Origin of the sequence: Sphingosinicella sp., from assembly GCF_041916975.1 — a bacterium.
Classification (GTDB): domain Bacteria; phylum Pseudomonadota; class Alphaproteobacteria; order Sphingomonadales; family Sphingomonadaceae; genus Sphingosinicella.
The window spans coordinates 963,043-989,959 of sequence record NZ_JAYRYK010000001.1 but is presented as its reverse complement, the minus strand read 5'-3'; the positions used below and the strand labels follow the sequence as shown (position 1 = coordinate 989,959).

General features: G+C 65.8%; 29 protein-coding genes. 17 read left to right on the top strand and 12 right to left on the bottom strand.

Annotated elements, in window-relative coordinates; genetic code table 11:
• Together glmS and glmU are read right to left on the bottom strand one after the other, a co-directional pair.
• Positions 1–1,824, bottom strand: coding sequence for a glutamine--fructose-6-phosphate transaminase (isomerizing) (gene glmS / locus ACE3TJ_RS04575; protein WP_374594306.1), 1,824 nt, complete (start codon positions 1,822–1,824; stop codon positions 1–3).
• On the bottom strand, positions 1,824–3,179 hold the full coding sequence (gene glmU, locus ACE3TJ_RS04570) for a bifunctional UDP-N-acetylglucosamine diphosphorylase/glucosamine-1-phosphate N-acetyltransferase GlmU (protein ID WP_374594304.1): 1,356 nt from the start codon (positions 3,177–3,179) through the stop codon (positions 1,824–1,826). Before glmU ends, glmS begins: the two co-directional genes overlap by 1 nt.
• Before the next feature lie 152 nt (positions 3,180–3,331).
• Between glmU and gph the strand changes: the two genes are divergently transcribed.
• Positions 3,332–4,015, top strand: a complete 684-nt coding sequence (gene gph, locus ACE3TJ_RS04565) for a phosphoglycolate phosphatase (protein ID WP_374594302.1) — start codon at positions 3,332–3,334, stop codon at positions 4,013–4,015.
• Here gph and ACE3TJ_RS04560 read toward each other — a convergent pair.
• The 4 genes from ACE3TJ_RS04560 to ACE3TJ_RS04545 are packed head-to-tail and all read right to left on the bottom strand — an operon-like array spanning position 3,984 to position 6,716.
• Positions 3,984–5,024, bottom strand: a complete 1,041-nt coding sequence (locus tag ACE3TJ_RS04560) for a nucleotidyltransferase family protein (RefSeq protein ID WP_374594300.1) — start codon at positions 5,022–5,024, stop codon at positions 3,984–3,986. The two genes, gph and ACE3TJ_RS04560, sit on opposite strands and share 32 nt — an antisense overlap.
• Complete coding sequence (locus ACE3TJ_RS04555; RefSeq protein ID WP_374594298.1) at positions 5,021–5,911, bottom strand: HprK-related kinase A; 891 nt, start codon at positions 5,909–5,911, stop codon at positions 5,021–5,023. Before ACE3TJ_RS04555 ends, ACE3TJ_RS04560 begins: the two co-directional genes overlap by 4 nt.
• A complete protein-coding gene (locus ACE3TJ_RS04550; RefSeq protein WP_374594296.1) occupies positions 5,908–6,150 on the bottom strand; it encodes an HPr-rel-A system PqqD family peptide chaperone in 243 nt (80 codons plus the stop codon). The genes ACE3TJ_RS04555 and ACE3TJ_RS04550 overlap by 4 nt, the downstream gene beginning before the upstream one ends.
• A 50-nt stretch (positions 6,151–6,200) precedes the next feature.
• Complete coding sequence (locus ACE3TJ_RS04545) at positions 6,201–6,716, bottom strand: hypothetical protein (protein WP_374594294.1); 516 nt, start codon at positions 6,714–6,716, stop codon at positions 6,201–6,203.
• Positions 6,717–6,849: 133 nt separating this feature from the next.
• Here ACE3TJ_RS04545 and ACE3TJ_RS04540 point away from each other — a divergent pair, with 133 nt between their 5' ends.
• The 7 genes from ACE3TJ_RS04540 (at position 6,850) to ACE3TJ_RS04510 (ending at position 14,179) form a co-directional block, all read left to right on the top strand.
• Positions 6,850–8,106 (top strand): sensor histidine kinase, encoded by a 1,257-nt coding sequence (locus ACE3TJ_RS04540; RefSeq protein WP_374594292.1) that lies wholly within the window; start codon positions 6,850–6,852, stop codon positions 8,104–8,106.
• A 133-nt stretch (positions 8,107–8,239) separates the two neighbouring features.
• Complete coding sequence (gene pstC / locus ACE3TJ_RS04535) at positions 8,240–9,646, top strand: phosphate ABC transporter permease subunit PstC (RefSeq protein ID WP_374594290.1); 1,407 nt, start codon at positions 8,240–8,242, stop codon at positions 9,644–9,646.
• Positions 9,639–10,937 (top strand): phosphate ABC transporter permease PstA, encoded by a 1,299-nt coding sequence (gene pstA, locus ACE3TJ_RS04530; RefSeq protein WP_374594288.1) that lies wholly within the window; start codon positions 9,639–9,641, stop codon positions 10,935–10,937. The genes pstC and pstA overlap by 8 nt, the downstream gene beginning before the upstream one ends.
• A 5-nt stretch (positions 10,938–10,942) precedes the next feature.
• Positions 10,943–11,743 (top strand): phosphate ABC transporter ATP-binding protein PstB, encoded by an 801-nt coding sequence (gene pstB / locus ACE3TJ_RS04525; protein ID WP_374599307.1) that lies wholly within the window; start codon positions 10,943–10,945, stop codon positions 11,741–11,743.
• Between the two features lie 14 nt (positions 11,744–11,757).
• The gene (phoU, locus tag ACE3TJ_RS04520) at positions 11,758–12,492 is read left to right on the top strand and encodes a phosphate signaling complex protein PhoU (protein WP_374594286.1); all 735 of its coding nucleotides are present in this window, start codon (positions 11,758–11,760) and stop codon (positions 12,490–12,492) included.
• Between the two features lie 4 nt (positions 12,493–12,496).
• Entirely contained in the window at positions 12,497–13,204 is a 708-nt protein-coding gene (gene phoB, locus ACE3TJ_RS04515; protein WP_121051814.1) for a phosphate regulon transcriptional regulator PhoB, read from the top strand.
• Between the two features lie 66 nt (positions 13,205–13,270).
• Entirely contained in the window at positions 13,271–14,179 is a 909-nt protein-coding gene (locus ACE3TJ_RS04510; RefSeq protein WP_374594283.1) for an SDR family NAD(P)-dependent oxidoreductase, read from the top strand.
• Here ACE3TJ_RS04510 and ACE3TJ_RS04505 read toward each other — a convergent pair.
• Both ACE3TJ_RS04505 and epsC read right to left on the bottom strand, forming a co-directional pair.
• The gene (locus tag ACE3TJ_RS04505) at positions 14,176–14,517 is read right to left on the bottom strand and encodes a DUF2794 domain-containing protein (RefSeq protein ID WP_374594281.1); all 342 of its coding nucleotides are present in this window, start codon (positions 14,515–14,517) and stop codon (positions 14,176–14,178) included. The genes ACE3TJ_RS04510 and ACE3TJ_RS04505 overlap by 4 nt on opposite strands.
• Positions 14,514–15,212 carry a serine O-acetyltransferase EpsC gene (gene epsC / locus ACE3TJ_RS04500; RefSeq protein WP_374594279.1) on the bottom strand — a complete coding sequence of 233 codons (699 nt, stop codon included), beginning with the start codon at positions 15,210–15,212 and terminating at the stop codon, positions 14,514–14,516. The genes ACE3TJ_RS04505 and epsC overlap by 4 nt, the downstream gene beginning before the upstream one ends.
• Positions 15,213–15,414: 202 nt before the next feature.
• Here epsC and ACE3TJ_RS04495 point away from each other — a divergent pair, with 202 nt between their 5' ends.
• Together ACE3TJ_RS04495 and ACE3TJ_RS04490 are read left to right on the top strand one after the other, a co-directional pair.
• Positions 15,415–16,158: a sulfite exporter TauE/SafE family protein gene (locus ACE3TJ_RS04495; protein ID WP_374594277.1), complete on the top strand. Its 744-nt coding sequence runs from the start codon at positions 15,415–15,417 to the stop codon at positions 16,156–16,158.
• 139 nt (positions 16,159–16,297) lie between these two features.
• Entirely contained in the window at positions 16,298–17,200 is a 903-nt protein-coding gene (locus tag ACE3TJ_RS04490; RefSeq protein WP_374594275.1) for a hydrogen peroxide-inducible genes activator, read from the top strand.
• Here ACE3TJ_RS04490 and ACE3TJ_RS04485 read toward each other — a convergent pair.
• Entirely contained in the window at positions 17,170–18,201 is a 1,032-nt protein-coding gene (locus ACE3TJ_RS04485) for a 2-dehydropantoate 2-reductase (protein WP_374594273.1), read from the bottom strand. The two genes, ACE3TJ_RS04490 and ACE3TJ_RS04485, sit on opposite strands and share 31 nt — an antisense overlap.
• 76 nt (positions 18,202–18,277) lie before the next feature.
• On the opposite strand from ACE3TJ_RS04485, the gene ACE3TJ_RS04480 reads away from it, so the two are divergent.
• Complete coding sequence (locus tag ACE3TJ_RS04480; protein ID WP_374594271.1) at positions 18,278–19,249, top strand: NADPH:quinone oxidoreductase family protein; 972 nt, start codon at positions 18,278–18,280, stop codon at positions 19,247–19,249.
• Positions 19,250–19,252: 3 nt separating this feature from the next.
• Here the strand turns inward: ACE3TJ_RS04480 and ACE3TJ_RS04475 are convergent, their stop codons facing one another.
• Together ACE3TJ_RS04475 and ACE3TJ_RS04470 are read right to left on the bottom strand one after the other, a co-directional pair.
• Positions 19,253–19,966: an SDR family NAD(P)-dependent oxidoreductase gene (locus ACE3TJ_RS04475; protein WP_374594269.1), complete on the bottom strand. Its 714-nt coding sequence runs from the start codon at positions 19,964–19,966 to the stop codon at positions 19,253–19,255.
• Positions 19,967–20,023: 57 nt separating this feature from the next.
• Positions 20,024–21,352, bottom strand: coding sequence for a methyl-accepting chemotaxis protein (locus ACE3TJ_RS04470; protein WP_374594266.1), 1,329 nt, complete (start codon positions 21,350–21,352; stop codon positions 20,024–20,026).
• 129 nt (positions 21,353–21,481) lie between these two features.
• Here ACE3TJ_RS04470 and ACE3TJ_RS04465 point away from each other — a divergent pair, with 129 nt between their 5' ends.
• The 5 genes from ACE3TJ_RS04465 to sdhA all read left to right on the top strand — a co-directional run bounded on the left by ACE3TJ_RS04465 (position 21,482) and on the right by sdhA (position 25,548).
• On the top strand, positions 21,482–22,492 hold the full coding sequence (locus ACE3TJ_RS04465; protein WP_374594264.1) for a phosphotransferase family protein: 1,011 nt from the start codon (positions 21,482–21,484) through the stop codon (positions 22,490–22,492).
• A gap of 3 nt (positions 22,493–22,495) precedes the next feature.
• On the top strand, positions 22,496–22,855 hold the full coding sequence (locus tag ACE3TJ_RS04460; RefSeq protein WP_374594262.1) for a DUF6285 domain-containing protein: 360 nt from the start codon (positions 22,496–22,498) through the stop codon (positions 22,853–22,855).
• 100 nt (positions 22,856–22,955) lie between these two features.
• Complete coding sequence (sdhC, locus tag ACE3TJ_RS04455) at positions 22,956–23,342, top strand: succinate dehydrogenase, cytochrome b556 subunit (RefSeq protein ID WP_374594260.1); 387 nt, start codon at positions 22,956–22,958, stop codon at positions 23,340–23,342.
• An 11-nt stretch (positions 23,343–23,353) separates the two neighbouring features.
• A complete protein-coding gene (gene sdhD / locus ACE3TJ_RS04450) occupies positions 23,354–23,731 on the top strand; it encodes a succinate dehydrogenase, hydrophobic membrane anchor protein (protein WP_374594258.1) in 378 nt (125 codons plus the stop codon).
• A gap of 14 nt (positions 23,732–23,745) precedes the next feature.
• The gene (gene sdhA / locus ACE3TJ_RS04445; RefSeq protein WP_374594256.1) at positions 23,746–25,548 is read left to right on the top strand and encodes a succinate dehydrogenase flavoprotein subunit; all 1,803 of its coding nucleotides are present in this window, start codon (positions 23,746–23,748) and stop codon (positions 25,546–25,548) included.
• On the opposite strand, the gene ACE3TJ_RS04440 is transcribed toward sdhA, so the two are convergent.
• Complete coding sequence (locus ACE3TJ_RS04440) at positions 25,545–26,489, bottom strand: aldo/keto reductase (protein ID WP_374594254.1); 945 nt, start codon at positions 26,487–26,489, stop codon at positions 25,545–25,547. The genes sdhA and ACE3TJ_RS04440 overlap by 4 nt on opposite strands.
• A gap of 175 nt (positions 26,490–26,664) precedes the next feature.
• Between ACE3TJ_RS04440 and ACE3TJ_RS04435 the strand changes: the two genes are divergently transcribed.
• Entirely contained in the window at positions 26,665–26,823 is a 159-nt protein-coding gene (locus ACE3TJ_RS04435) for a hypothetical protein (protein WP_374594252.1), read from the top strand.
• Positions 26,824–26,917: the final 94 nt, after the last annotated feature.

Here is a 26,917-nt window from a genome sequence, read left to right as displayed (position 1 = left end):
TCACTCGACCGTTACGGACTTCGCGAGATTGCGCGGCTGGTCGACGTCTGTGCCCTTCGCCACGGCGACGTGATAGGCGAGGAGTTGCACCGGCACGGCGTAGACGAGCGGCTGGATCAGTGGATGGCAGTCCGGCATCTCGATCGTCGCGACCGCACCGTCGCCGGCCTTGGCGATGCCCGCCGCGTCGGAGATCAGCACGATGCGCCCGCCGCGCGCCGCGACTTCCTGCATGTTGCTGACGGTCTTTTCAAAGAGCGGCCCCGAGGGTGCGATGACGATGACGGGAACGCTGTCGTCGATGAGCGCGATCGGGCCATGTTTCATCTCGCCCGCGGCATAGCCTTCGGCGTGGATGTAGCTGATTTCCTTCAGCTTCAGCGCGCCTTCGAGCGCCATCGGATAGTCCGGGCCACGCCCCAGGTAGAGCACGTCGCGGGCAACTGCGACGAGGGGCGCCATCTTCTCGATCTCCTCATCGTGTGCGAGCGCTGCGTTGAGCGCGGCGGGGGCTTCGGCGAGATGCTGGACGATGCCGCGTTCCTCTTCGGCGGTCATCTTGCCCTTGGCGCGCGCGAGGTTGGCGGCGAAGGCGGCAAGCACAGCGAGCTGGCAAGTGAACGCCTTCGTGGAGGCGACGCCGATCTCCGGCCCGGCGTTCGTCGGCAGCAGCAGGTCTGCCTCACGCGCCATCGAGCTTGTGGGCACGTTGACGACGACGGCGATCTTCTGCCCTTCCGCACGGCAATGGCGGAGCGCGGCGAGCGTGTCCGCCGTCTCGCCCGATTGGCTGATGAAGAGCGCAAGGCCGCCCGGCTCCAGCACCGGCTCGCGGTAGCGGAACTCGGAGGCGACATCGATGTCCACCGGCACGCGCGCGAACTTTTCGAACCAGTATTTGGCGACGAGGCCCGCGTAGTAGCTGGTGCCGCAGGCGACGATGGTGACGCGCTTCACTTCGGCGAGGTCGAACTCGGGGATGGGGAGCGCGACCTTGCCGTCGAGCGGCTTCAGATAGGCCTGCAGGGTCTGTGCCACGACCACCGGCTGCTCGAAGATCTCCTTCTGCATGAAGTGGCGGTGGTTGCCCTTGTCGATAATCGCGCCGGAAACGCCAGACAGTGTCACCTCGCGGGTAACGGGCGCGTTGTCGCGGTCGAAGATCTCGATCTTCTCGCGGCTGAGCACGGCCCAGTCGCCCTCTTCGAGGTACGCGATCTTCTGCGTCATCGGCGCGAGCGCCAGCGCATCGGAGCCGAGATAGTTCTCGCCCTCGCCGAGCCCGACGACGAGCGGCGCGCCGAGGCGGGCGCCGACCAGCAGATTGTCGTGGCCTTTGAACATCATGGCGAGCGCGAACGCACCGTGGAGGCGCGGAAGCACGGCTTTCACCGCCTCGATCGGGGCCTTGCCGCACTCAAGCTCCCGCGCGACGAGGTGGGCGACGACCTCCGTATCGGTCTGGCTGGCAAACGTGCGGCCCTCGGCGGAAAGCTCGTCGCGCAGTTCCTTGAAGTTCTCGATGATGCCGTTGTGAACGAGCGTCACGTCGCCGACGATGTGCGGGTGCGCGTTGTCCTCGGTGGGTGCGCCGTGCGTCGCCCAGCGCGTGTGGGCGATGCCGATGTGGCCGGGCAGAGGGTCGAGCGCCAGCTTCTTCGCGAGGTTGTCGAGTTTGCCTTCCGCGCGGCGGCGATCGAAATGCCCGTCCACGATCGTGCAGGCGCCCGCCGAATCATAGCCGCGATACTCAAGCCGGCGGAGGCCAGCCACGAGTTGGTCGGTGACGTCGCCTTTACCGAGAATGCCGATGATGCCGCACATTACTTCGCCGCTTTCTTCTTGGCCGTCATCGCCTCGCGGAATCGCGCGGCCCAGCCGGGTTTGCTGTTTTGAACACCGCGCGCCACTGCGAGCGCGTCGGCTTCCACGTCCTTCGTCATCACTGAACCCGCACCGACGATAGCGCCGTCCCCGATCTTCACCGGGGCGACGAGCGCACTGTTGGAGCCGATGAAGGCACCCGCGCCGATCTCCGTCTTGTACTTGAAGAAGCCGTCGTAGTTGCAGGTGATCGTGCCCGCACCGATGTTGGCCTTCGTGCCCACGCTGGCGTCGCCGATGTAGGAGAGGTGGTTCGCCTTCGCGCCCTCGGCGAACACCGCCTTCTTCGTCTCGACGAAGTTCCCGATCTTGACGCCCTTCGCGAGATCGGTGCCGGGGCGGAGGCGTGCGTAAGGTCCGATTTCAGCCTTTTCGCCTACCTTCGCACCTTCGATGTGCGAGAAAGCATGGATGCGCGTGCCCGCACCCACGGAAACGCCGGGGCCGAACACCACGCTCGGCGCTATGCTCACGTCGGCTGCGATCTCGGTGTCGAAGGCGAAGAACACGCTGCCGGGATCGGTGAGCGTGACGCCTTCCTTCATGAAATAGGCGCGGCGCTCGGTCTGAAAGCGCGCCTCGGCGACCGCGAGCTCGGCGCGGCTGTTGATGCCCATCACCTCGGCCTCGGCGGTTTCGACGACACGCGAGGCGCGCCCATCCGTTTTCGCCAGCATGATGATGTCGGGCAGGTAGTATTCGCCCGCCGCATTGTCGTTGCCAACGCGATCGAGGAGCAGCCAGAGGTCAGAGGATCGTACGGCGAGCAGGCCGGAATTGCAGAGGTTGATGCCCCGTTCGGCAGGCGACGCGTCCTTGAACTCGACCATCTTGCGGATAAGGCCGTCGTCGGCGTCGATGCGGCCGTAGGCGCCGGGATCGGCAGCGCGGAAACCCAGCACGACGGCGGCGGGCGCAGTATCGCTGTTCAGTTTCGCCAGCATCAGGCGCATCGTGGCGCTCTCGATGAAGGGGACGTCGCCGTAGAGAACGAGGATGTCGCCTTCGAAATCGGCCAGCGCGGCCTTTGCCTGCAGCACAGCATGGGCAGTGCCGAGCTGCGGCTCCTGTGTCACGACGACGGCGCCGGTGCCCGCGACGGCGGTTTCGACCTGCTCGCGCCGCGCGCCCACGACGACGACGGTGCGCTCGGGCGCGATCTCGTCCACGCTTGCCATCAGGTGCAGCAGCATCGGCCGCCCGCCGATGGGGTGCAGCACCTTGTGCGTTTCGGATTTCATCCGCGTGCCCATTCCGGCGGCGAGGATGATGGCGGCGACAGGCCGGCGGCTCATGAAACTCTCACAGACTCAATCGATTCCCTAGGGCGATTCCTCGCGCCGCTGTGCCATATCGGGATTGCCATTTCCATAACGCCGGGCAAAAGGCTTGCATGAATCCGACAGCACCGGATTGCCATTTCCATAACGCCGGGCAAAAGGCTTGCATGAATCCGACAGCACCCTCCATCGTTTTCGACCTCGACGGCACGCTCGTCGATACGGCCCCCGACCTTGCGGCGGCGATGAACCACGTTCTGGCGCATTTCGGGCGGGCACCCGTGGACCCCGAAGCCGTGCGCCACATGGTGGGCCATGGCGCGCGCCGTACGATTGAGCGCGGCCTCGCGCTCACCGGCGGCGGCGACGAGGCGATGCTTGATGCAGGTGTGCCGGTATTCCTGGAGTTTTACGGCGTGAACGTCTGCGTCGGCTCCCGCCCATGGGAGGGGGTCGAAGCGTCGCTCGCCGCCCTCGCGGATGCAGGTGCCCGCCTCGCGATCTGTACAAACAAGCCCGAACGGCTGGCCGTGGACCTGATCGACGCGCTTGGCTGGGGCGATCTTTTCGATGCGATCCTCGGCGGCGACAGCCTGCCGGTGAGGAAGCCAGACCCCGCGCATGTGCTCGAAACGCTGGCGCGCATCGGCGGCGATCCGGCGCGCGCCGCGTTCGTGGGCGATTCGCGGCCCGACGTGGAAGCATCGCGCGCGGCGGGCGTCCCCGTGGTGCTCACCAGCTTCGGTTACAGCGACGTGCCGCCGGATACGCTCGGCGCCGACGCGATGATCGACCATTTCGATGCTCTGATGCCGACGCTCAAACGGGTTGCGCCTGCGCTCTTCGCCTGAGCGCCTTGCGCCCAAGGTGCTGCGCCAGCATCAGCGGCGGCATCCGTAGCCAGTGACCGCGGATGTAGAGCAGCCGGTCGCTGATCTTCGCGCCCTGATGCCCGAAGCGGTCGCGGCCGTGGAGTTTGCGGAGCGCGAGCCCATCGACAAGGTCCATGCGGCCGGCCAGCGTTTCCGGCACGTTCGTTCCGTAGAGCCGTTGGGCGAGCCGTAGCGCGCGTGACAGTGGCACGCGGAGCTGGTGCCGATCCGCGGTCTCGGCAAGCCTGTCCCAGAAGGCGTCATCGCGGGAGAAATCGGTCGCGAGGCAGTGAATATCCCAAAGGTTGCGCGTGCCGCCCTCAAACTCGCCATCGTAGGCAACGTGCGCGGCGCTGTGCAGAAGCATTTCCGCCGGGCCGAGCACGAACAGGCCATCCGCTACCGCCACGCGGCTTTCAATGAGCGCGTCCACATCCGGCCTCAGCCGCGCGGTGAGCGGCAGGATTGTGTGGTGCACGTCGATCACGCCGCCGCGCTCCTTGTGCACCATCGGCGGCAGCTCGTGCATCCATGTGCGGTAATAATGGTCGTCGTAGGCGTTTTCCTTCGCCTGAATCCAGCCATGGGCCAACAATGCGGCCTCGACGGCGGGAAGTGCGGCGCGCGGCACGAGAATGTCGAGGTCGCCGATCCGTCGCCCTTCGGCGGCTGCAAGCCCGGCATGGAGATAGGCGGAGCCCTTCATCATGATGACAGGGCAACCAACGTTTTTAAGCGCCAGTGCAGCGCGGTTGATTTCCCAGCCGGCGGCGAGATGGTCGCCGCGCGTGAGGTCTTGTTCCTCGGCAAGACACGTCCGCGCGCCTTCCGGCAGTGCGTCCCACAGCGGCGCAGCGCGCGCGGCGACCGTGCCCAGCAGCCGCTCGGCACGGCCGACGCGGATGAGCGCGTTCCAGTCTTCCGCCGACAACGCCCGCATCGATTCGGGCGCCGCGAGCGCGCGGTGCAGGATCGCGGCCGGCGTCATTCCGTCACCTTGCGCCACAGCGTCTCGAACAGGTCGAGCGCGTCATCGCTTGATCCGTACATGATATCGAACGCGGGAGCGTGCGCGAGGCAGCGCCACACCGCCTCGAATCCGGCCTCGCCCATCAGCGCCTGATTGGTCGAGGAGGCGGCGAGACGCACATAGGTTTCGGTCCGCGTCATCGGGCGCCACGCGGGCGCAGCGTTTTCGCGGAAGTGCGGGGCGATGACGAGGGCAATCTCGGCAGGCGTCTGCATCGCATCGATCGCAGCGGCAGGCGGCAGCAGGTGCCGGATCGTACCTTTCACCGTGCCTTCGAGCACTGGTCCAAAGCGATCCGCAGGCGCGCAGGCTTCCATCGCACCGATCGAGGCGTTTTTGAGCGAGATGGGACGGGGGAAGGGGTGCAGAAGCGGCGCGTGGAGATCGAGCAGCGCGAACTCGTCGCCAAGATGGCGCCAGCCCTCGCGATACGCGAGCAGCGCCGAGAGCGTGCTCTTGCCCGCTCCCGAATCGCCGATCAGCAGCGCCGCCTTGCCACCCTGCGCAGATGAGGCCGCATGAACCACGACATGCCGCCGATAGCCGACCGCCATTTGCAGGTTCATGCCCATTTCAAGGCCGAGCATCCCCAGGTCCACAGGCAGAGGCAGCGTGTCGAAGGGCTCGAAATCGCATTCCAGGCGAAGGTTCGGCTTTATCCACCGCCGCAAGGGGCTCGAAGGCACGGCGCTTACGGCATAGTCGTAGATGCCGTCGGCAGTGGCTGACGGATAGTCGCGATAGAGCGCGTTCACATCGTCGATCACGCGCCGGAAGGGCGAGCGCAGATGGAAGGACGCCGGGCCGATCCGCAGCGTCCGGGACGGCCAGCGGTCAGCAATCATGCGATGCGGTCGATAATGTCCATCGCGGCCATCTCGTCGAGCCGCGCACCGACGACGCGCGCGATATCGTCGCCTTCGCCGTCCAGATCATGATGCTGTGCAAGCGCGCCGCAAACCTCCCCGATATCGAGCGTTCGCTCGTGTAGCAGGTCGAGGATGGCGACGACAGCGGGGGAGACGACATGCGTCATCCCCGAAGGCCGATGATAGACGAGCGTCAGTTCGTCCACCGGCCGCACGACATAAGCATCCCGCGCCGCGGCGCGATAACGCGGGTCGGTGCCGCCGGTCAGAGCTTGTGGACGAGCGAGGTGAGGCAGGTGAACCCGCTCTGGCCCGGCTTCAGGTTCTTGATGTACTTGAGGTGGGCGTCGAACTGCTTCGTCGAGTAGATGCCGTCAGGAAGGCGTCCGGACTCTTCGTAGTCGATGAGTTCCTGGCCGTAGTAGTAGCCCTTGGGCGGGGGTGCGTAGCACTTGCCCTTGTCCTTGCTCGTGGTGCTGCTGCTGCCGCCGCCATAGGCGACCATGCCCTCGTCGTCGGCCGTGGACATGTCGTAGCCGTAGGCGTCGTAGCCCTTGCCGTCCTTGTCGCAGACCTTGTCGATCGGAATCTGGCACATGGCGAGCGATGTCGTCGCACCGCCGCCGCCGCCACCGCCGCCACCGTGATGGCCGCCGGTCGCCCATGCGGGACGCAGCGTGACGACTGCCGGTGCCGCCACCGCGCCAAGCCGCAGAAGGGCACGCCGCGAAGCCTTGCCGGCTGCCAGCTCCATCTCGTCGCTTTTGCGTTCGTCTGTCATATGCCTGTCCCGAAATCCCTCGAATACACACTATACGCCATCTTGCCCTCATGGGAAGCAAGGACCATACCATTGCTGCGTTTCTAATGGGTTGCGACGTAAACGGCAGCCGGAAAAGCGAAAGTTGTAAAACGTGCCGACATCTGCGGGCGATGCCCAGGACGCTGACGGCGCCGGCCGGAACCGGTGGATCGCGGTCGCTTCTGCGGTCGTGCTCGCGGCGGCGGCGGGCTATGCGTTTGCGTGGCATGAGCTGATTGGAGCGGCCGTGCTTGCGTTGCTTGCTGCCGTGTCGGGGGCGTTCGCCGCACGCGCGACGCGAGCGCCCCCCCAGCCTGCCGAGCAGGGCGCGGCGAGCCCAGACGATGCACAGCCGTCGATCACGCTCGACTCGCTCGAAAACGCAGCCGTGCTCGTCGATCGCAACTTCGGCATTCTCGCCATGAATGCCGAGGCGGTGGACGCTTTCGGCGCCCATACGCTTGGCGAGGATATCCGCATTGCCATCCGGCATCCCGCCGTGATCGAGACGGTGACGACCGCGATGCGGCAGAACCGCGATTCGATCCGCGAGATCGAGGGTATCGGGCGGCATTCCACGGTGTTTCGCCTGCGCGCCGGGCCTGCGGGCGACGCGCGGCTGCTGCTGTCGTTCGCCGACGTTTCGCCCGCGCGGCTCGCGGAGCGGATGCGCGCCGATTTCGTGGCAAACGCCAGCCACGAGCTCAGGACGCCGCTCGCGACGCTCGTCGGCTTCATCGAGACCCTTCAAGGCCCGGCCGCGAACGACCCTGCGGCGCGCGCACGCTTTCTCGACGTGATGGCGAATGAAGCCGCGCGCATGACACGGCTCGTCGACGACCTGATGTCGCTGTCGCGCATCGAGCTCGACAAGAACATCCGCCCGCGCGAGATCATCGACCTTGCGCCGCTGTTCGAAAACGTCGCGACGACCTCCGCGGTGGCGCTGGAGGCGGACAAGCGTCAGCTCGTGATGGCCATCGAGCCAGAGCTGCCGCAGGTGATCGCAGACAAGGATCAGGTGCTTCAGGTGCTCCACAACCTGATGACTAACGCGATCAAATATGGCCGCGCCGGAACGCCGATCACAGTCTCGGCCGAGCGGGCGAAGGCTTTGCAGGGTGAAATCGTTCGCATCGCCATCGCCGATGTCGGCGACGGCATCGCCGCCGAGCACATCCCGCGTCTCACGGAACGCTTCTACCGCGTCGACACGGGTCGTTCGCGCCGCCTCGGCGGCACCGGGCTCGGTCTCGCAATCGCCAAACATATTGTCGAAAGGCATCGGGGAACGCTGGAAATCACCAGCGAACAGGGCGTCGGTACCACCGTCAGCTTCACTTTGCCCGCGTCGGTGTCACAAATCTGAAAAGATGAGACCACAAAAGCGCGCGGAACGTGGAACCGGGCGAATCAGTCGGCCGCAACTTTGCGGCAGTGGGCGTATCAACGGGAAAGGATGAAGGTGTGCGTGCCGTGGTTAGGCATGGCGCCGTTCGATCATGTCAGCAGCTGCCCTGATCCTTGCCCTGTTTGGTCTGGCCGTCGCGGCGTTTCTCGCCGCCCGCGCCCGTGCCGCTGCTTTCGCCGGACGTAAGTTCGCGAATGCCGCCGACAGGATCGCATCGATCCATTCCCGCCCCGCCTATCACGGCTGGTACGTCGCGCTCTGGGCGCTGGTGCCGGCGCTCATCCTCGTGCTGACGTGGTCGCTCGTTGGCGAAAGCATCGTCGCGGACCGCACGATCGCCTCGCTCCCGGCCGAAAGCCAGCCGCAGACGACGCTCGACCGGCAAGCCTTCCTCACCGAGGTGCGCGGCGTCGTCTCGGGCCAGCTCGCGGGCGCATTCAACCCGGCCGCCGATGCGGCGGTGCCGATCTACCGATCGATCAAGACGCAGTGGTCGCTGGTGATCGCGGGGCTGGCCGCGCTGCTGGCCATTTCCGGCGGCGGTTTCGCGTGGCTGCGCGTGCGGCCGCACTTCCGGGCGCGGCCGCGTGTCGAGCGGTTCGTTATGGTCGTACTCGTCCTCTCGTCGCTGGTGGCGATTCTCACGACCTTTGGGATCGTGCTTTCGCTCATCTACGAAAGCGTCGAGTTCTTCCGCCGCGTCTCGCCGATCGAGTTCCTCTTCGGTACGAACTGGAGCCCGCAGACCGCGATCCGTGCCGATCAGGTCGGTTCGTCGGGCGCGTTCGGTGCGGTGCCGCTGTTCTGGGGCACGATCTTCATCGGCGCGATCATCGCCATGATCGTTGCGATCCCGCTCGGGCTGATGTCGGCGATCTATCTGACGCAGTACGCGAAGCCGAAGGCACGCAAGATCATGAAGCCGATGCTGGAGGTGCTCGCGGGCGTGCCCACGGTCGTCTACGGCTATTTCGCGGCGCTCACCGTCGCGCCTGCCGTGCGCGAGTTCGCGCTCTCGATCGGCATCTCGAACGCCAGCTCCGAAAGCGCGCTCGCGGCCGGTGTCGTCATGGGCATCATGATCATCCCGTTCGTCTCCTCGATGGCCGACGATTCGATCACCGCCGTGCCCGCCGCGATGCGCGACGGCAGCCTCGCGATGGGTGCGACGACTTCCGAAACGATCAAGCGCGTGCTTATACCGGCGGCGCTTCCGGGCATCGTCGGCGGTGTTCTCCTCGCCGTCAGCCGCGCGATCGGCGAAACGATGATCGTGGTGATGGCTGCCGGCCTTGCCGCCAATCTCACGGCGAATCCGTTCCAGTCAGTGACCACCGTCACCGCGCAGATCGTGCAGCTCCTCACCGGTGACCAGGAATTCGATTCGGCGAAGACGCTCTCCGCCTTCGCGCTCGGCCTCGTGCTGTTCGCGGTGACCCTGTGCCTCAACATCTACGCGCTCGCGGTCGTGAAGCGCTACCGGGAAGCTTATGAATAGCCCGCGCGTACAGACCGACTGGGCCTCGCCCGTCATGCAGGCGCGCGTGCGCAGCCGCTATGCGAAGGAACGCCGCTTCCGCTTCATGGGGTTCGCCGCGCTGGCGCTGGCGGGCGCGTTTCTGCTGTTCCTCCTGGGGACGATCTTCGCCAACGGCTACACGGGCTTCCTGCGCACCGAAGTGAAGCTATCGGTCGAATACGATCCTTTCACGCTCGGCATCGACAGCAGTGCCCTTTCAGGCCCTGGCGACGAGAACGCGCTCAACACGGCGAATTTCCAGGGCGTGATGACCGCAGCGGCGAACGCGCGCGCGCAGGCGCTCGGCATTGCTGCGAAGGATCTTGTCAGCGACGGTGCATGGCTTGCACTCCGCGAGGCGGTACGCGCCGATCCCGGCCTCATCGGCAAGCGGGTTGATGTGTGGGTGCCGACCTCGGGCGATTTCGATCTGCTCGGCAAGGGTCTCATCGACCGCGCCGTGCCCGAAGCGAACCGGCCGGTGTCGGACACGGAGGTCGCCGCGTTCGACAAGCTCAAGTCGGAGGGCGCGGTGCGCACCACGCTCAACACGACCTTCCTGACGATGGCGGATTCGACGAGCCCCGAGCTTGCCGGCATCTGGGGTGCGGCCAAAGGCTCGCTGCTCACGCTCATCGTCACGCTGCTCCTCTGTTTCCCGATCGGCGTCATGACGGCGATCTATCTGGAAGAGTACGCACCGAAGAATCGCTTCACCGACATCATCGAGGTCAGCATCAACAACCTCGCCGCGGTGCCCTCGATCATCTTCGGTCTGCTCGGCCTCGCGGTGTTCCTCAACTTCTTCGGGATGCCGCGCTCGGCGCCCATCGTTGGCGGATTGACTCTCGCGCTGATGACGCTGCCGGTGATCGTCATCGCCGGTCGCATCGCCATCAAGTCGGTGCCGCCCTCGATCCGCGACGCTGCGCTCGGCGTCGGCGCCTCGCAGATTCAGGTGGTCTTCCACCACGTGCTGCCGCTGGCGCTCCCCGGAATCCTCACCGGCACGATCATCGGCATGGCGCGCGCACTCGGCGAGACGGCGCCGCTGCTGATGATCGGTATGCGCGCCTTCGTCACCGATGTGCCGGGCGGCCTTACGACCCCCGCAACCGTACTTCCGGTGCAGATCTTCCTGTGGTCGGACGAGGTCGCGCGCGGTTTCGTCGAGAAGACCTCGGCGGCGATCATCGTGCTCCTCGTTTTCCTGATGCTGATGAACGGCCTCGCGATATACCTCCGCAACAAGTTCGAGAAACGCTGGTGAACGATATGATGGCGACCATGACGGCGAGTGCGGAGGCGACTGTGTCGTCGCAGCCGAAAATGACGGCGCGCGACGTCAAGGTCTTTTACGGCGAGAAACAGGCACTGAACGGTGTCTCCATCGACGTGCACACCGATCTCGTCACAGCCTTCATCGGTCCGTCGGGCTGCGGCAAGTCCACTTTCCTGCGCTGCCTCAACCGCATGAACGATACGATCGACGCAGCCCGCATCGAAGGTCGCATCGAACTCGAAGGCCACGACATCTACGCGCCTGATATGGACGTGGTGCAACTCCGCGCGCGTGTCGGCATGGTGTTCCAGAAGCCGAACCCGTTTCCAAAATCGATCTACGAGAACGTCGCCTACGGCCCGCGCATCCACGGGCTCGCCTCCAGCAAGGCGGAACTCGACGCCATCGTCGAACAGAGCCTCGTGCGCGCCAGCCTCTGGAACGAGGTGAAGGATCGCCTGCAGGACAGCGGCACGGCGCTTTCGGGCGGCCAGCAGCAGCGCCTGTGCATCGCGCGCGCCATCGCCGTCGATCCCGAGGTGATCCTGATGGACGAGCCGTGCTCGGCGCTCGATCCCATCGCCACTGCGAAGATCGAAGAGCTGATCGACGATCTGCGCGGCCGCTACGCGATCGTGATCGTCACGCACAACATGCAGCAGGCGGCGCGCGTCAGCCAGCGCACGGCCTTCTTCCATCTGGGCACGCTCGTCGAATACGGCGATACCGCGGAAATCTTCACCAATCCGCGCGAGCAGCGTACCAAGGACTATATTACCGGCCGCTTCGGCTAGAAGGCAGGAACGCCATGAACACCACGCCCACCGCGCACACGGTCAAATCCTTCGACGAGGATCTGCGGCAGCTGCGCCTGCTCATCGGCGAGATGGGCGGGCTTGCGAAGGATCAGGTCGATCGCTCGGTCGCCGCCATCGTCGCGCGCGACGCAGAGGCCGCGCAGGCGGTCGTCCAGTCCGATCCACGCATCGACAGGATCGAGGCGGAGGTCGAGCAGCTCGCCATCGCCACGATCGCACGCCGTGCGCCGCTTGCCGACGACCTTCGCGAGGTGATCGCCGCGCTCAAGATCTCGGCAGTGATCGAACGCATCGGCGACTACGCCAAGAACAATGCGAAGCGCGTGAATTCGATCGCGCAGGATTCGCCGATCCGCCCGATGGTGATCGTGCCCGAAATGGCGCGCATCGTTTCGCAGATGGTGGATGACGCGCTCGATGCCTATGCGCGCCGCGATCCCGAACTCGCGCGCGACGTGTGGAAGCGCGACAATTCGGTCGATGAATATTACAACAGCCTGTTCCGGGCGCTGCTGACATTCATGATGGAAAACCCCCATCACATCACGCCCTCCACGCACATGCTGTTCATCGCAAAGAACCTCGAGCGGATCGGCGACCACGCCACCAACATCGCCGAGGTCGTCTATTATTCCGCCACGGGCGAACATCTGACCGATCGGCAGAAGGCCGATGAAACCGTTTACACGGTGAGCGAGGACGTCGAAGGCGAACAGGAGCGATAGCGACATGAAGCCGAAGATTCTGGTGGTCGAGGACGACGCGAACCTCGTCGAGCTGATCCGGTACAATCTGGAGCAGGAAGATTTCGCGGTCGTCAGCACGGAAGACGGCGAAGAGGCGCTGGTTCTGGCGGATGAGGAGAAGCCCGATCTCGTTCTGCTCGACTGGATGATCGTCAACCTCTCGGGCATCGAGGTCTGTCGCCGCATGCGCCGCGAGCCCGCCACCGCGAACCTGCCGATCATCATGCTGACGGCGCGTACAGAGGAGGCGGACCGCATCCGCGGCCTTGAAATCGGCGCCGACGATTACATCACGAAGCCGTTCAGCCCGCGCGAACTCGTCGCGCGCATCCGCGCCGTGCTGCGTCGCCTGCGCCCGGCGCTTGCCGGCGGTAACCTCGAATATGCGGGTATCTTCATGGATACGACCGCGCACAAGGTGACGCGCGACGGCCAGCCCGTAGCGCTCGGACCCACGGAGTTTCGCTTGCTGCGGCACTTCCTAGAGCATCCGGGCCGTGTCTTCTCGCGCGAGCAGCTTCTGGATTCCGTCTGGGGCCGCGACGTCTACGTGGAGCAGCGCACGGTCGACGTGCATATCCGCCGGCTCCGGAAGGCTATCAACCTCGATGGTCTGCCGGATGTGATCCGCACGGTGCGCTCGGCGGGGTACTCGCTCGATACGGATGGCCGCCGGGAAGCTGTCGCATAAGACGGGTTTTCGCGGACGTGGTGCTTCGCTAGGCAAATCCCCGATTTTGTCTTCGGGGAGCTGTTTATGACCATCGATTTCAAGGACCGCGTTGCCATCGTTACCGGCGCTGGCGGCGGTCTCGGCCGCGAATATGCGCTGGAGCTGGCTGCACGCGGCGCGAAGGTCGTCGTCAACGATTTCGGCGGTGCGCGCGACGGCAGCGGCGGATCGGCGAGCGCGGCGGAGGTTGTGGTCGCGGAGATCGTGGCGAAGGGTGGCACAGCGGTTGCGAACCCCGCGAGCGTCACCGATTTCGGAGCAGTCGAGGCGATGGTTGCCGATACGCTCTCACGCTGGGGTCGGATCGACATCCTCATCAACAACGCGGGCGTGCTGCGCGACAAGAGTTTCGCGAAGATGACGCTCGATGACTTCCGCTTCGTACTCGATGTGCACCTGATGGGCTCGGTGAACTGCACCAAGGCGGTCTGGGACGCGATGCGCGATGCCGGCTACGGCCGCATCCTGATGACCTCGTCGTCGACCGGCCTTTACGGCAATTTCGGACAGGCGAACTATGGTGCGGCGAAGCTCGGCCTGGTAGGCCTTATGAAGACACTCGCGCTTGAGGGCGCCAAGTCGAACATCCACGTCAATTCGATCTTCCCGGTCGCGGGCACGCGCATGACCGAGGACATCATGCCCGAAGAGATGCTGCGGCTGCTCGCGCCGAAAAACGTGGTTCCTGCGGCGCTCTATCTCGTCAGCAACGTGGCGCCGACGAGCACGATCCTTGGCGCTGGGGCAGGGGGCTTCCACGCCGCCCACGTTACGCTGACGCACGGCATCATGGTGCCCGAAGCCGATCGCACGGTGGAAACTGTCGCAGCGCGGATCGCCGAGATCACCGACCGCACTGGCGAAACCGTGCCAACGAACGGCGCCGAGCAGGGCGGCCTCGTTATGTCGCGGCTCGGCGAGCTGAAGGGCTAGACTTCGACCAGCTTCAAAAGCTTGCGCTCCAGCGGCGCAAGCAGCGGCGGCAGCTCGTGGCCCCGGCGCAGCACGGCGCCAGCTTCGCCGAGAAGTAGGTACTGCCCCTGTCGTGCGCGCAGTTCGGGCCGTTTCACAACGCGGATTTCCGGGCGTTCGGACGCGCGGCGGAAGGCGGAAAACACAGCCTCGTCACGGTTCATGTCCACCGCGTAGTCGCGCCACAGCCCAGCGGCCACCATGCGGCCGTACAGGCTCATAATGTGGTTCAGCTCGTGGCGGTCGAAGATGACCTGAGTGGGGCCACGCCCCGCGAAAAGGGGCGTGACGTTGTTCATGCCTTCCGGGCGGAGGCCCCCGGCTTGGCGGGCTTGAGGTCGGCGGGGGTCAGCTCCGCGAGCCGCTTGCGCAGCGTTTCCACCTCGCAGCGCAGGATTTCGAGCTGCTGCGTCTGCGGATCGAACTTCTCGCTGCACGGCGTGCCGTAGGGCACGAAGTCCTGCGTTTCCGGCTTCACCTCGACAAGCGTGGAGCGCGCCGGGATGCCGACCATCGTCGCCCCCTCCGCCACGTCCTTGGTGACGACTGCGTTCGCGCCGATACGCGCGCCCGCGCCCACCGTGATCGGGCCGAGGATCGCCGCACCGAGGCTGATGATGACGCCGTCGCCGATCGTCGGGTGGCGTTTGCCGCCGACGCCGTTCGTGGGATTCGTGCCGCCGAGCGTCGAGCCCTGGTACATCGTCACGTCGTCGCCGATCTCGGCGGTTTCGCCGATCACGACAAAGCCGTGGTCAATGAAGAGCCGCTCGCCGATCTTCGCGCCGGGGTGGATGTCGATGGCCGTCAGCGCCCGCGAAAGATGGTTCACGAAGCGCGCGAGAAAAAACATCTCGCCACGGTAGAGCCAGTGCGCCACCCGGTGCAGACCAAGCGCGAGGACGCCCGGATACAGCAGGATTTCCCAGCGCGAGCGCGGCGAGGGGTCCCGCGCCTTCACCGAATCGAGGTAGGTAACAAATGTTTCGAACATGGCGATGAACGCTTCCCCGGTTCGGTCTGATCGTAGCCGAATCTAAGGCGCGCAAGGCGGAATTGCCAGCCCCCGTGCAGAGGCTGCTGAAAGCCCGGCAAGGATATGGGTTTGGCGCGACCAAGAAAAATTCGTTTGTCGCCGCGATGCTATATGCCATCAAAGCGGTAGAGAATTGCCGAGGATGGATTCGCTCTCGCCTATGTCGACGGAACTTTTGTCTTTTATTGCCGTGGGTTTCGCGGCTCAGCTCGTCGACGGTGCCCTTGGCATGGCGTTCGGCGTGATTTCATCGACGCTCCTCGTCAGCTTGGGTGTCCCGCCTGCGGCGGCCTCGGCCGGCGTTCATACGGTGGAGACGTTCACGACGGCGGTTTCGGGCATCAGCCATGCGCTACACCGCAACGTCGACTGGAAGCTGTTCGCGCGCCTCGTCATTCCCGGCGTCATCGGTGGTGTCATCGGCGCCTATCTGCTCACGCAGGTTTCCGCGGAGGCTGCGCGGCCGATGGTGCTGGCTTATTTGTCGTGCATCGGCATCCTGCTGATGTGGCGCAGCTGGCGTTATCCGCCGAAAATCAAGAACCCGCGCATCGTCGAGCCGCTCGGTCTCGCCGGCGGGTTTCTCGATGCGGCGGGCGGCGGCGGCTGGGGTCCGGTCGTCACCTCGAATCTGCTGATCCAGGGCGCCTCGCCGCGCAAGACGATCGGTACGGTCAACACCGCCGAGTTCTTTCTGACGCTCACTGTTTCGGCGACATTCCTGTTCTCGCTCGGCATCGAGTTCTTCACGAAGGCGATGCTTGGCCTCCTCATTGGCGGCGTTCTCGCGGCGCCGCTCGGCGCCTGGCTTGCGAAAAAGGTCGAGCCGCGCCCGCTCCTGATGATTGTCGGCGTCATTCTCACGCTGACCAGCGGCTATGGAATCTGGCGCGCCTTCTTTTAACGTCGATCCCCAAAACGGATGCGGCCCGCCGGGAGGGGGATGATCCGGCGGGCCGCGGGGGCTTCAGTGACTTGTGTATATCCGTCTGGCGCGTTATGGAGCCAATGGATAATTCTGGTCAGACTGATCGAAAAAGCCGATGACGTTTCTGCCCACGCTCAAGCAGCTCCAGTACCTTGCGGCGCTTCACGAGCACCAGCATTTCGGCCGCGCTGCCGATGCTTGCTTCGTCACCCAGTCGACGCTCTCTTCGGGCATCCGCGAGCTTGAAACGTTGCTCGACGCCGCACTCGTCGAGCGCACGCGCCGCGTCGTGCGCTTCACGCCGCTCGGCGAGAAGATCGCGCGCAAGGCGATCCTCGTGCTGCGTGAGGCCGAAGACCTCGCCGCGCTGGCGCAGGCCGAAGCGCGGCCGCTGACGGGCGAGATCCGCATGGGCGTGATCCCTACGATCGCGCCTTTCTTCCTGCCGAAGGCGCTGCCGCGCCTGCGCGCCTCCTGGCCCGATCTCAAGCTCTACCTGCGCGAGGAAACGAGTGCCTCGGTGTGCGATGCGCTCGGGCGGGGACAGATCGACTGCGTGCTGCTCGCGCTACCGTTTCCCTGCGGCGACGTGGCAAGTGTGAAGCTGTTCCGCGATTATTTCCACATCGCTGCGCACAAGGACGACATTCACGGCGCCGGCAAGGTGATCCACCCCGAGGACATCGATACCGACCGGCTGCTGCTGCTGGAGGACGGGCACTGCCTCAAGGAGCACGCGCTCGCCGCCTGTGGCCGGCCGGAGTACCGTGCGGAAACGTCGGTCGTCGGCACCTCGCTGCACACGCTCATCCAGATGGTCGACAATCGCCTGGGCACCACGCTCGTGCCGGACATGGCGCTGAAGGCGGGTATCCTCAACGGCACCGATGTCGAAACGCGGCCGATCGACGGCGAAAAGCCGTTCCGCGAGATCGCACTCGTCTGGCGCAAATCGAGCCCGCGCGAGGAGGAGTTCCGCCTGCTCGCTCAGGCCCTCGTCGACGCCGCGAGCGTCTGACGCAGCGTCTTGCCGGGGATCGGCGGCGCGCCCGCTTCCGCAGCGCGCACCAGCTCGACAAGTTTCGCGTTCACCGGCGCCTTGCGCCCCAGCCTTGCAGCGAGTCGCACGACGGCGCCGTTCAGGTGATCGACTTCCGTGCGCCGCCCGCGCGCAAGGTCGTCCGCCATTGATGAGCGGGCGTGCCGATCCACCGTGGTTTTCTGCCGCGCGGCGATGCGCCGGTAGAGGAAATTCGGCAGCGACAGCAGGAGCGGCATCCGCTCGATCGGCAGCGGCAGCACGCTCGCCGGGCGAATGCCCGCCGCCTTTACGAGCCCGAGCCCTTCGCGCATCGAAAGCGCCCACGCGCGCCGGTAATCGCGGTCGGCGAACTCCTGCGCCAGCGTCTTGCCCGAAAGCGCGTTGATCGCGTTGTTGAGGTTCACGAGCAGCTTGCCCCACAGCACGCCCTCCATGTCGGCGCTGCGCACAGGCGGGAGGCCGCCTGCGGCAAGCACGTCTGCGAACCGGTCGAGCGCAGGGTCGGCATCGATCTGTACGGGGCTGCCGGTTGCCTGGTGAAAATGGGCGGGGCCGCGCGCAGCGACGTTGAACGGCACCATGCCCGCAAAGGCGCGTACCTCCGGCAATGCGGCAGCAATGGCGGCAACGTTGTCCGCGCCGTTCTGAAGCGACAGCACCGGCGTTCCCGCCGCAAGGTACGGCGCGAGCGCCGCGGCCGCTTCCGCCGTCGCGTCGCTCTTCACCGTCACCAGCACCACGTCCGCGCCCGCTGCGGCCGCCGGGTTCTCCGTCAGCACAACGTCCGAAGCCGGAACGAGTGTATCGCGCCCGCTCGCGTCGGAAATGCGCAGGCCCTCCGCGCGGATCGCATCCATGTAGGTCGGGCGGCCGATCAGCGTCACCCGCGCGCCGCCCGCCGCAAGCGCCCCGCCGATGTAACAGCCGATCAGCCCGGCACCCATCACGGCGACGGAAAGCCTATCTTTGTCGTGCATTGTCCCCACCCTTCATGCGGTTATTGTGCCGACCGAACGCCGAATGGCAACCTGCGGATCGTGAAAGGGACAGAATATGAAGGCACTGCTTTGCGTGGAGCACGGCCCCCCTGAAAAGCTGGTCGTGCGCGAGGTGCCGACGCCGGAACCCGGCAAGGGAGAGGTGCGCATCCGGGTGGCGGCGGCGGGCGTCAATTTCCCGGACGTGCTCATCATTCAGAACCTCTACCAGTTCAAACCGCCGCTGCCGTTTTCGCCTGGCGGCGAGGCGGCGGGCACGGTCGATGCGGTGGGAGAGGGCGTCACGCACCTGAAGCCGGGCGATCGCGTGCTCGCGATGATCGGAACGGGCGGTTTCGCCGAATATCTGATCGCGGAGGCATCGAAGGCCGTGCCGCTGCCCGATTCGATGCCGCTCGACATCGCGGCCGGCTTCACCATGACTTACGCGACCTCGCATCATGCGCTGAAGCAGCGCGCGAACATCCAGCCGGGCGAAACACTGTTCGTACTCGGCGCGGCGGGCGGCGTCGGCCTCGCGGCGGTGGAACTTGGCAAGGTGATGGGCGCGCGTGTCGTGGCCGCTGCTTCTTCCGACGAGAAGCTGGCGCTCTGCCGCGAATACGGCGCGGACGAGACGATCAATTATTCCACCGAAGACCTCCGCGAGGGCATCAAGCGCACCTGCGGCGCCGGGCCGGATGTGATCTACGATCCCGTCGGCGACAAGTTCGCCGAGCCCGCGTTCCGCTCGATCGGCTGGAACGGCCGCTATCTCGTCGTCGGCTTCGCGGGCGGCGAGATTCCGAAGCTGCCGCTCAACCTCGCACTCATCAAGGGCGCGTCGATCGTCGGGGTGTTCTGGGGCGCGTTCACGATGCGTGAGCCGAAGCTGCACGCTGCGAACATGGCAGAGCTGATCGAGTGGCTTGCCGAGGGCAAGTTGCACCCACACATCTCCCGGCGTTTCAGCCTGGCCGACGGTGCCGAGGCGATCCGCTGGATGATGGACCGCAAGGCGATGGGCAAGGTGCTCATCGAAGCCTGAGGTTTAGCGGACGTAGCTCGCGCCGTTGATGTCGAGCGTCGCGCCCGTCATCGCGGCGGGCGCTTTCAGCGACAGGTAGATGATCGCGTTCGCCACCTCGCCGGGGTCGGCGACGCGGCCGAGCGGAATGTCGGCGAGAAGCTGCTGGCCGCCGCGGCTCGAAAGATAGTCTTCCGCCATGCCGGTCATCGTGAAGCCGGGCGCGACTGCGTAGCCGAGGATGCCTTCGCTCGCATGGGCCCGCGCGATTGTTTTCGTCATGGCGATCATGCCGGCCTTCGCCGCCGCATAGTGCCAGTGCGCGGGCGAATCGCCCCGGTGCCCGGCGCGGCTTGCAACGTTGACGATGCGCCCGCCGCTGCCGCGTTCGCGCCAGTGCAGGATCGCCGCGCGCGAGAGGTCCGCCGCGGCTTTGAGATTGATGGCGAGGCCGCGCTCCCACTGCGCGTCCCAGTCGGGATCGCTCGCGTCCAGCGGGTTGTCCTCGAAGACGCCCGCGTTGTTCACGAGCACGTCGATGCGCCCATCCAGCGCCTCCAGCGCCCTATACCAAAGTGCCCGGCCCGCGCCCGGCAGGCTGAGATCGGCGCCGATCAGTCCGCCGCCATCGCTTGTGGCATGGCCGACGACGCGGGCGTCTTCCTCGCGGATAAGGGCCATGGTCGCTGCGCCGATGCCACGCGAAGCGCCGGTGATGAAGATGTGGGGACGTGCCATGCGCGCGAGTCTATCCGCCGCGTGGCTGCCCTGTCACCATCCCCGGCGGGGAATGTGTCAGGCGGCGATGGCCGCCATGAACTCGCCGACCGCGCTTTGAAGTTGCGTCAGTTGTTCGTCCACCTCGGCGAACACCACGCGCACCGTATCCACCTCGCTCGCGACGCTTTCGGTCGAAAGGCGGATGCTGGCAATGGCGGCGGACATCGCGTCGGCGGAAAGTGCGGTCTCGTCGACTGAGCCGGTGATCATCGTCACCGTCGCTGCCTGATTGTCCATCGCCCCCTTGATGCGATCGGCGGATTTGCGCACGCCATCCACCGTCTCGCGGATCGAACCGTTCGCGGCGACCGTGCTCTGCGTCGCGGCCTGAATCGCGGCGATCTGCTTGGCGATATCGTCGGTGGCGCGCGCCGTCTGCCCGGCGAGCGACTTCACCTCCTGCGCAACCACGGCAAAGCCGCGCCCGGCGTCACCCGCACGCGCCGCCTCGATCGTGGCATTGAGGGCGAGGAGGTTCGTTTGCCCCGCAATGTCGCGGATCAGGCTCACGATCGATTCGATTGTCTCGCTGTGCTTGGCGAGCAGCGTCACGGAATCGACCGCATCGCCAGCCTGCGCGGTGGCGCGGTCGGCAACGGTCGCGGCGCCGTCCACCTCCGCGCGGGTTTCCTCGATGGTGCGGATGAGGCCTGCGGCGGTCTCTGCGGCCTGCCGCATCGCCATCGCGGACTGCTCGGCAGCGGCGGCGACTTCGGCCGATTTCGAAAGCATGTCGCGCGCCTTGATCGCGGCGGTCGCGGACTGTGTGCGCACGGCGGCGGAGCGCTGCGAGGTGCGCTCGACCGCGCTTGCGATCAGCGTGCGGAACTTCTCGCCATACGCATGAATCTCGTCGGTGCGCTGCTTGTCGCGCAGCACCAGCACGCGCGTCAGCACGAGGTCCACTTCAAGCTCGCATATCTTGGAAAGCACGCGCAGCATCTTGGCGAGCTTCGTGCGGTCCTCGATCACGTGCGGCAGATGTTCGTAGGCGACATCGTAAGCGCAGCTGAATGCGCCCACGGCCTCATGGCTCTTGGCGCCCGCCGCGAATACGCCGTTGCCGTGCAGGGCAACGCGCTCCATCCACGCGGCATCGAGCGGATCGGTGAGGTTCTGGCGCGTGTAAGCAACGCTGTTTTCGATCATGATGCGCTTGTGTTCGGGCGTCAGGTCGTCGCCCGCGCCCGCGGAAGGCCCGAAGACCTCCCAGAACGCCTGCGCCATCTGCGGCGCGACCGGTTCCAGCGCGTGCCAAAGCTCGGGCATCAGACGCTGATCCTCGTCCGTGATGCGATAAGAGCGCAGCCGCTCCCGCCAGGAGACCGTTTCGTTGTCGATCATGCGTTGGTTCTGTCGCCTGCTTTTCGCGCAAATAGGGGTGCCGAGTGCGAAACGATATAGCCGATCGGGGTTAACGCCCCGTTAGATCGCGCAGTTGCGGCGCTACGAAGAGGCGCTACCGTATCCATAATGGAACAAGACAGGACCGATCCGGGGGCAGCGCGCGCACGTCTTGCCCGTGTGCTCGAGCGGGCCGTGCCCGGCCATGTCGATGTGGAGGCGGTCATCCCGCTTTCGGGCGGGGCCAGTTCGCTCACCTATGCGGTCGATGCCATTCGCGAAGGCCAGACGTGGCGGCTCATCCTGCAGGTAACGCCGCCCGGCCAGACGGCGGAGGGCATGTCGCGGGCAGTGCAGGCCGCACTGCAGACACGGGCCGGAAATGCGGGCGTGCGCGTTGCCGAGGTGGTCGCTGTGCTGACGCCGCAGGATGGCCTTGGCGAGGGCTTCGTCATGGCGTTCGTGGAGGGCGAAACGCTCGCGCCGCGCTGGCTGCGCGACGATGCCTATGCCGAGGCGCGGGCCGCGATGCTCGCCGATTGCGCGGAAGCGCTCGCCCGCATCCACGCGATCGGCGCCGAAGCCGTCGCCGACCTCCGGCTTCCCGTGTTGACGCCGCAGGCGCAGCTTCGCGCGCTTCGCGAGACCTATGATCGCTGCGAGGGCGCCGTGCCGGTGTTCGAACTGGCGTTTGCCATGCTGGCCGATCGTTTGCCCGAAGATGGCGATCTTGTGCTCGTCCACGGTGATTTCCGTTCGGGGAACTTCATTGTCGGCGATACCGGCCTTGCGGCGGTCGTCGACTGGGAACTCGCGCATGTCGGCCATCCGCTGCTCGATATCGGATGGCTTTCCACCAACACGTGGCGCTTCGGCCAGACGCAGATGCCCGTTGGCGGCTTCGCGGAGCGTGAGGCGTTTTACGCGGCCTATGAAGCGGCCGGCGGCAGGCCGGTGGACCGCGATCTTGCGTTCGCGTTCGAAATGCTGGGTTCGCTGCGCTGGGGCGTGATGTGTATGCAGATGGGTGCCGCACATCTTTCGGGCGAGGTGGCGTCCGTCGAGCGTGCCGCGATCGCGCGCCGCGTCTCGGAAACTGAAGCCGATATTCTCTTCATGCTGAAGCACGGAGCGCTTTGAACGATGCGGTCGAGAATCGAAGCCGCTGACCTTGTCGAGGCCGCCGCCGCCTTTCTGAAAGAGGCCGAGGCCGAACTCGCGGGCCGCATGGCCTTTCACGCCAAGGTTGCCGCGAATGCGCTTGCCATCGCGGCCCGCGAACTGCGCGAACGGCCTGGTGAGGTTGAAGCGGCGGCCCTCAGCGCGCTGCTGCCGGATGTCCCGGCAGAGGAACGTGTGACCGCCGCCTGCGCGCGCATTCGTTCGGGCGCGTGGACGGCGGAAACGCCGGGGCTTCTCGATGCGCTGGAGGCGGGTGTCGCAGCGCGCCTTGCCGTTGATAACCCGCGCTTCTCGACGCTCCAGCGCCTTCGCGGCGCCTGAATCGGCATAGTTGAGAATCGTTCGCAAGCATAAGAGTTGCACGACTCGCCGCGCGCCCTAAAAGCACCCGTGAAAAGGGCACTCAACTGGGGATAAAAGCGTGGCATCCGTAAACCGGCCGCTTTCACCGCACCTCGGCATCTGGCGCTGGCGCGTCCACATGCTGGTTTCGATCCTGCACCGCGCCACGGGCGACGGCCTCGCCATCGGCGGTACACTGTTGTTCCTCTGGTGGCTGGTCGCCGCTGCGACCGGACCGGAGGCTTACGAGACGTTCCTGTCGATCGCGTCGGGCTGGTTCGGGATCACGATCCTCGTTGCGATGACGTGGGCGGTCTATCAGCACATGATGTCGGGCATCCGCCATCTCGCGATGGACACGGGCTGGGGCTACGACCTCGCCACCTCGAAGCTGACCGCCACGCTCACCATCCTTGCCTCGCTGACGCTTACCGCGATCACCTGGGCGATAATCCTGTACCTCTGAGGAGCCGACCCATGGGACGTGGAACCGAAATCGGCCGCGTGCGCGGCCTCGGCGCGGCGAAAACCGGCGTGCACCACTGGTGGCTCCAGCGGGTCACCGCGATTGCGAACCTGCTGCTCGTCGTCTGGTTCATCGTGTCGCTCGTCCGCCTGCCGGATCTTGGTCACAAGACGGTTACGGACTGGATGGCGCAGCCGCTGGTCGCAGTACCGCTCATCCTGTTCGTGGTGAGTGTTTTCTGGCACTTGCGGCTTGGTCTTCAGGTTCTGATCGAAGACTATCTGCATGATGGCGCCAAGGTCGCCTCGCTCCTCGCGCTCAGCGCCTTCGCGGTTGCCGGCGGCCTCGTCGGCGTCTTCTCCATTCTCAAGATCGCGCTCGGCGCCTGACGGACTGAATACGCATGACCAGCAGCTATCAGATCATCGATCACACCTATGATGCCGTCGTCGTCGGCGCAGGCGGCTCAGGGCTCCGCGCAACGATGGGCATCGCCGAGGCGGGCCTGAAGACCGCCTGCATCACCAAGGTGTTCCCCACGCGCTCGCACACTGTCGCGGCGCAGGGCGGCATCGCTGCATCGCTCGGCAACATGGGGCCGGACCACTGGACCTGGCACATGTACGACACCGTCAAGGGGTCGGACTGGCTCGGCGATCAGGACGCGATCGAGTATCTCTGCCGCGAGGCGCCCGCCGCCGTCTACGAGCTTGAGCACGCGGGCGTGCCGTTCAGCCGCACCAGCGAGGGCAAGATCTACCAGCGCCCGTTCGGCGGCATGATGCAGAACATGGGCGCCGGTCCGCCTGCGCAGCGCACCTGCGCCGCCGCCGACCGCACTGGGCACGCCATGCTGCACGCGCTCTACCAGCAGTCGCTGCGTTACAGCGCCGATTTCTTCATCGAATATTTCGCGCTCGATCTCATCATGGAGAACGGCGAGTGCCGCGGCGTCATCGCCATGTGCATGGAAGACGGTACGATCCACCGCTTCCGCTCGCACAGCGTCGTGCTGGCGACGGGCGGCTACGGCCGCGCTTACTTCTCCGCCACCTCAGCGCACACCTGCACGGGTGACGGCGGCGGCATGGTGCTGCGCGCGGGTCTGCCGCTGCAGGACATGGAGTTCGTCCAGTTCCACCCGACCGGCATCTACGGCGCGGGCGTCCTCATCACCGAGGGCGCGCGCGGCGAGGGCGGCTACCTCACCAACTCCGAAGGCGAGCGCTTCATGGAGCGCTATGCGCCGTCGGCGAAGGATCTCGCCAGCCGCGACGTCGTCTCGCGCTCGATGGCGATGGAAATCCGCGAGGGCCGGGGCGTCGGCAAGGAGAAGGACCACATCTACCTTCACCTCAACCACATCGACGCCAAGATCCTGCACGAGCGCCTGCCCGGCATCACCGAAACCGGCAAGATCTTCGCGGGCGTGGACCTTACGCGCCAGCCGCTCCCGGTGGTGCCGACCGTCCACTACAACATGGGCGGCATCCCCACGAACTATCACGGCGAGGTCGTCACGCTGAAGAACGGCAACCCGGACACGGTCGTCCCCGGCCTGTTCGCGGTCGGCGAGGCGGCGTGCGTCTCGGTGCACGGGGCCAACCGTCTCGGCTCCAACAGCCTCATCGATCTCGTCGTCTTCGGCCGCGCCACAGCGCACCGCGTCGCCGAGACCATCAAGCCGGGCACCGCACACAAGCCGCTGCCGGGCGACTCCACCGACCTCGCGCTCGGCCGCCTCGATCACTTCCGCAATGCGTCAGGCGGCTCGCCGACTGCCGACGTGCGGCTCGAGATGCAGAAGACCATGCAGGCGCACTGCGCGGTGTTCCGCACGGACGAGCTGCTGCAGGAAGGCATCGGCAAGCTCACGAAGACCTACGAGCGCGTTCAGGACATCCGCGTCACCGACAAGGGTCTCGTCTGGAACACCGACCTCGTCGAAACGCTGGAACTCGACAACCTCATCAGCCAGGCGATGGTGACGATCCACGGCGCTGCGAACCGCAAGGAAAGCCGCGGCGCACACATGCACGAGGACTACCCGAACCGCGACGACGAGAACTTCATGCGGCACACGGTCTCATGGTTCGACGGCTGGGGCGGCAAGGGTGGCGGCGTGAAGCTCGATTACCGCCCGGTCCACACCTACACGCTCACCGACGAGATCGAGTACATCAAGCCGAAGGCGCGCGTTTACTAACGCCCTGCCGCCGTCAGACGGTCAAGCTGATCGGGTGTTAGCGTCAGCGTCGCCGCGGCAATCAAATCCGCGACCTGTTCCGGCCGGCTCGCGCTGGCGATCGGTGCAGTGATGCCGGGCTGCTCTTTCAGCCAAGCGAGCGCGATGGCGGCGAGGCTGGCGCCGGTTTCCGCCGCAACCATGTCCAGCGCGGCGAGGACAGCGGGGCCCCGGCCTTCCATCCATTTTTTCACAGCGCCCGCGCGCGGCCCGGAGAGGTCGGCGGGCGTCCGGTATTTGCCGGAGAGATACCCGCTCGCAAGGCCGTAGTAGGGCACCACGCCGATCGTCTCGTCGATGGCGAGCCGCTGCAGTGCGCCTTCATATTCGTCGCGTTTCAACAGGTTGTATTGCGGCTGCAGCACGGTGAAGCGCGCCCAGCCGTTCCGGTCGCTGATCGCCAGCGCCTCCGCAAGCCGCGCGGGGCTGTAGTTCGACGCCCCGATTGCGCGCACCTTGCCCGCCTTCACCAGCGCATCGAACGCGGCCAGCGTCTCTTCCAGCGGCGTCTCGGGATCATCCTTGTGTGCGAAGTAAACATCGATCACATCGGTTTGCAGGCGTTTCAGGGAGGCTTCGCACGCCGCCGCGATGCGGCCACCTTTCAGTCCTGCGCCGCCTTCGCCATCGAGCATTCCAACTTTGGTCGCGATCACGGTGCTATCGCGCCTGTCGCGCGCCCGCAGCCATTTGCCGATGAGCGTTTCGGATTCGCCGCCGCTGTTCCCCGGCACCCACGCCGAATAAACGTCTGCCGTATCGATGAAATTGCCACCGCCCGCGGCGAAGGCATCGAGCACCGCGAAACTCGTCTTCTCGTCGGCGGTCCAGCCGAAGACGTTGCCGCCGAGCATGATGGGCGCGACCGAAAGGCCGCTGGCGCCGAGCGTGCGCTGTTTCATCCGTGTCTCCTGTCGCAAGGCGGCAAGCATCCCGCGTTGTCGCCTGTGCTGCAACCCCTTCAAATCTGTCCCGATTCGGCACATTCCGCCGCGCGTGCTATAAGGCACGCATACCAGCGACTCATTCCCGAACCGCTCGGCTCCGCGGCGTCAGCCGCGGCACCAGGAGAGTCTCATGTCAGTCCCCGAAGTGCGTGAATATCTCCTGCGGAGGGAGGCCGAATGTCGTGAGATGGCGGCCCGTGCCGTTGCGCCCGCCTTGCGGAAAATCCATGAATCGCTCGCGGACCAGTTTGCTGCGCGGGCAGAAAAGGCCAAGGACGAAGCCGCCTAGAGTGATTTCGAGGCAGGTGGAATCACCGGCCGGCTCGGAAATAACGGTAAACAAAAGATATTTAGAGTCGTTCCGGTTCACTCAGAACCGGAAC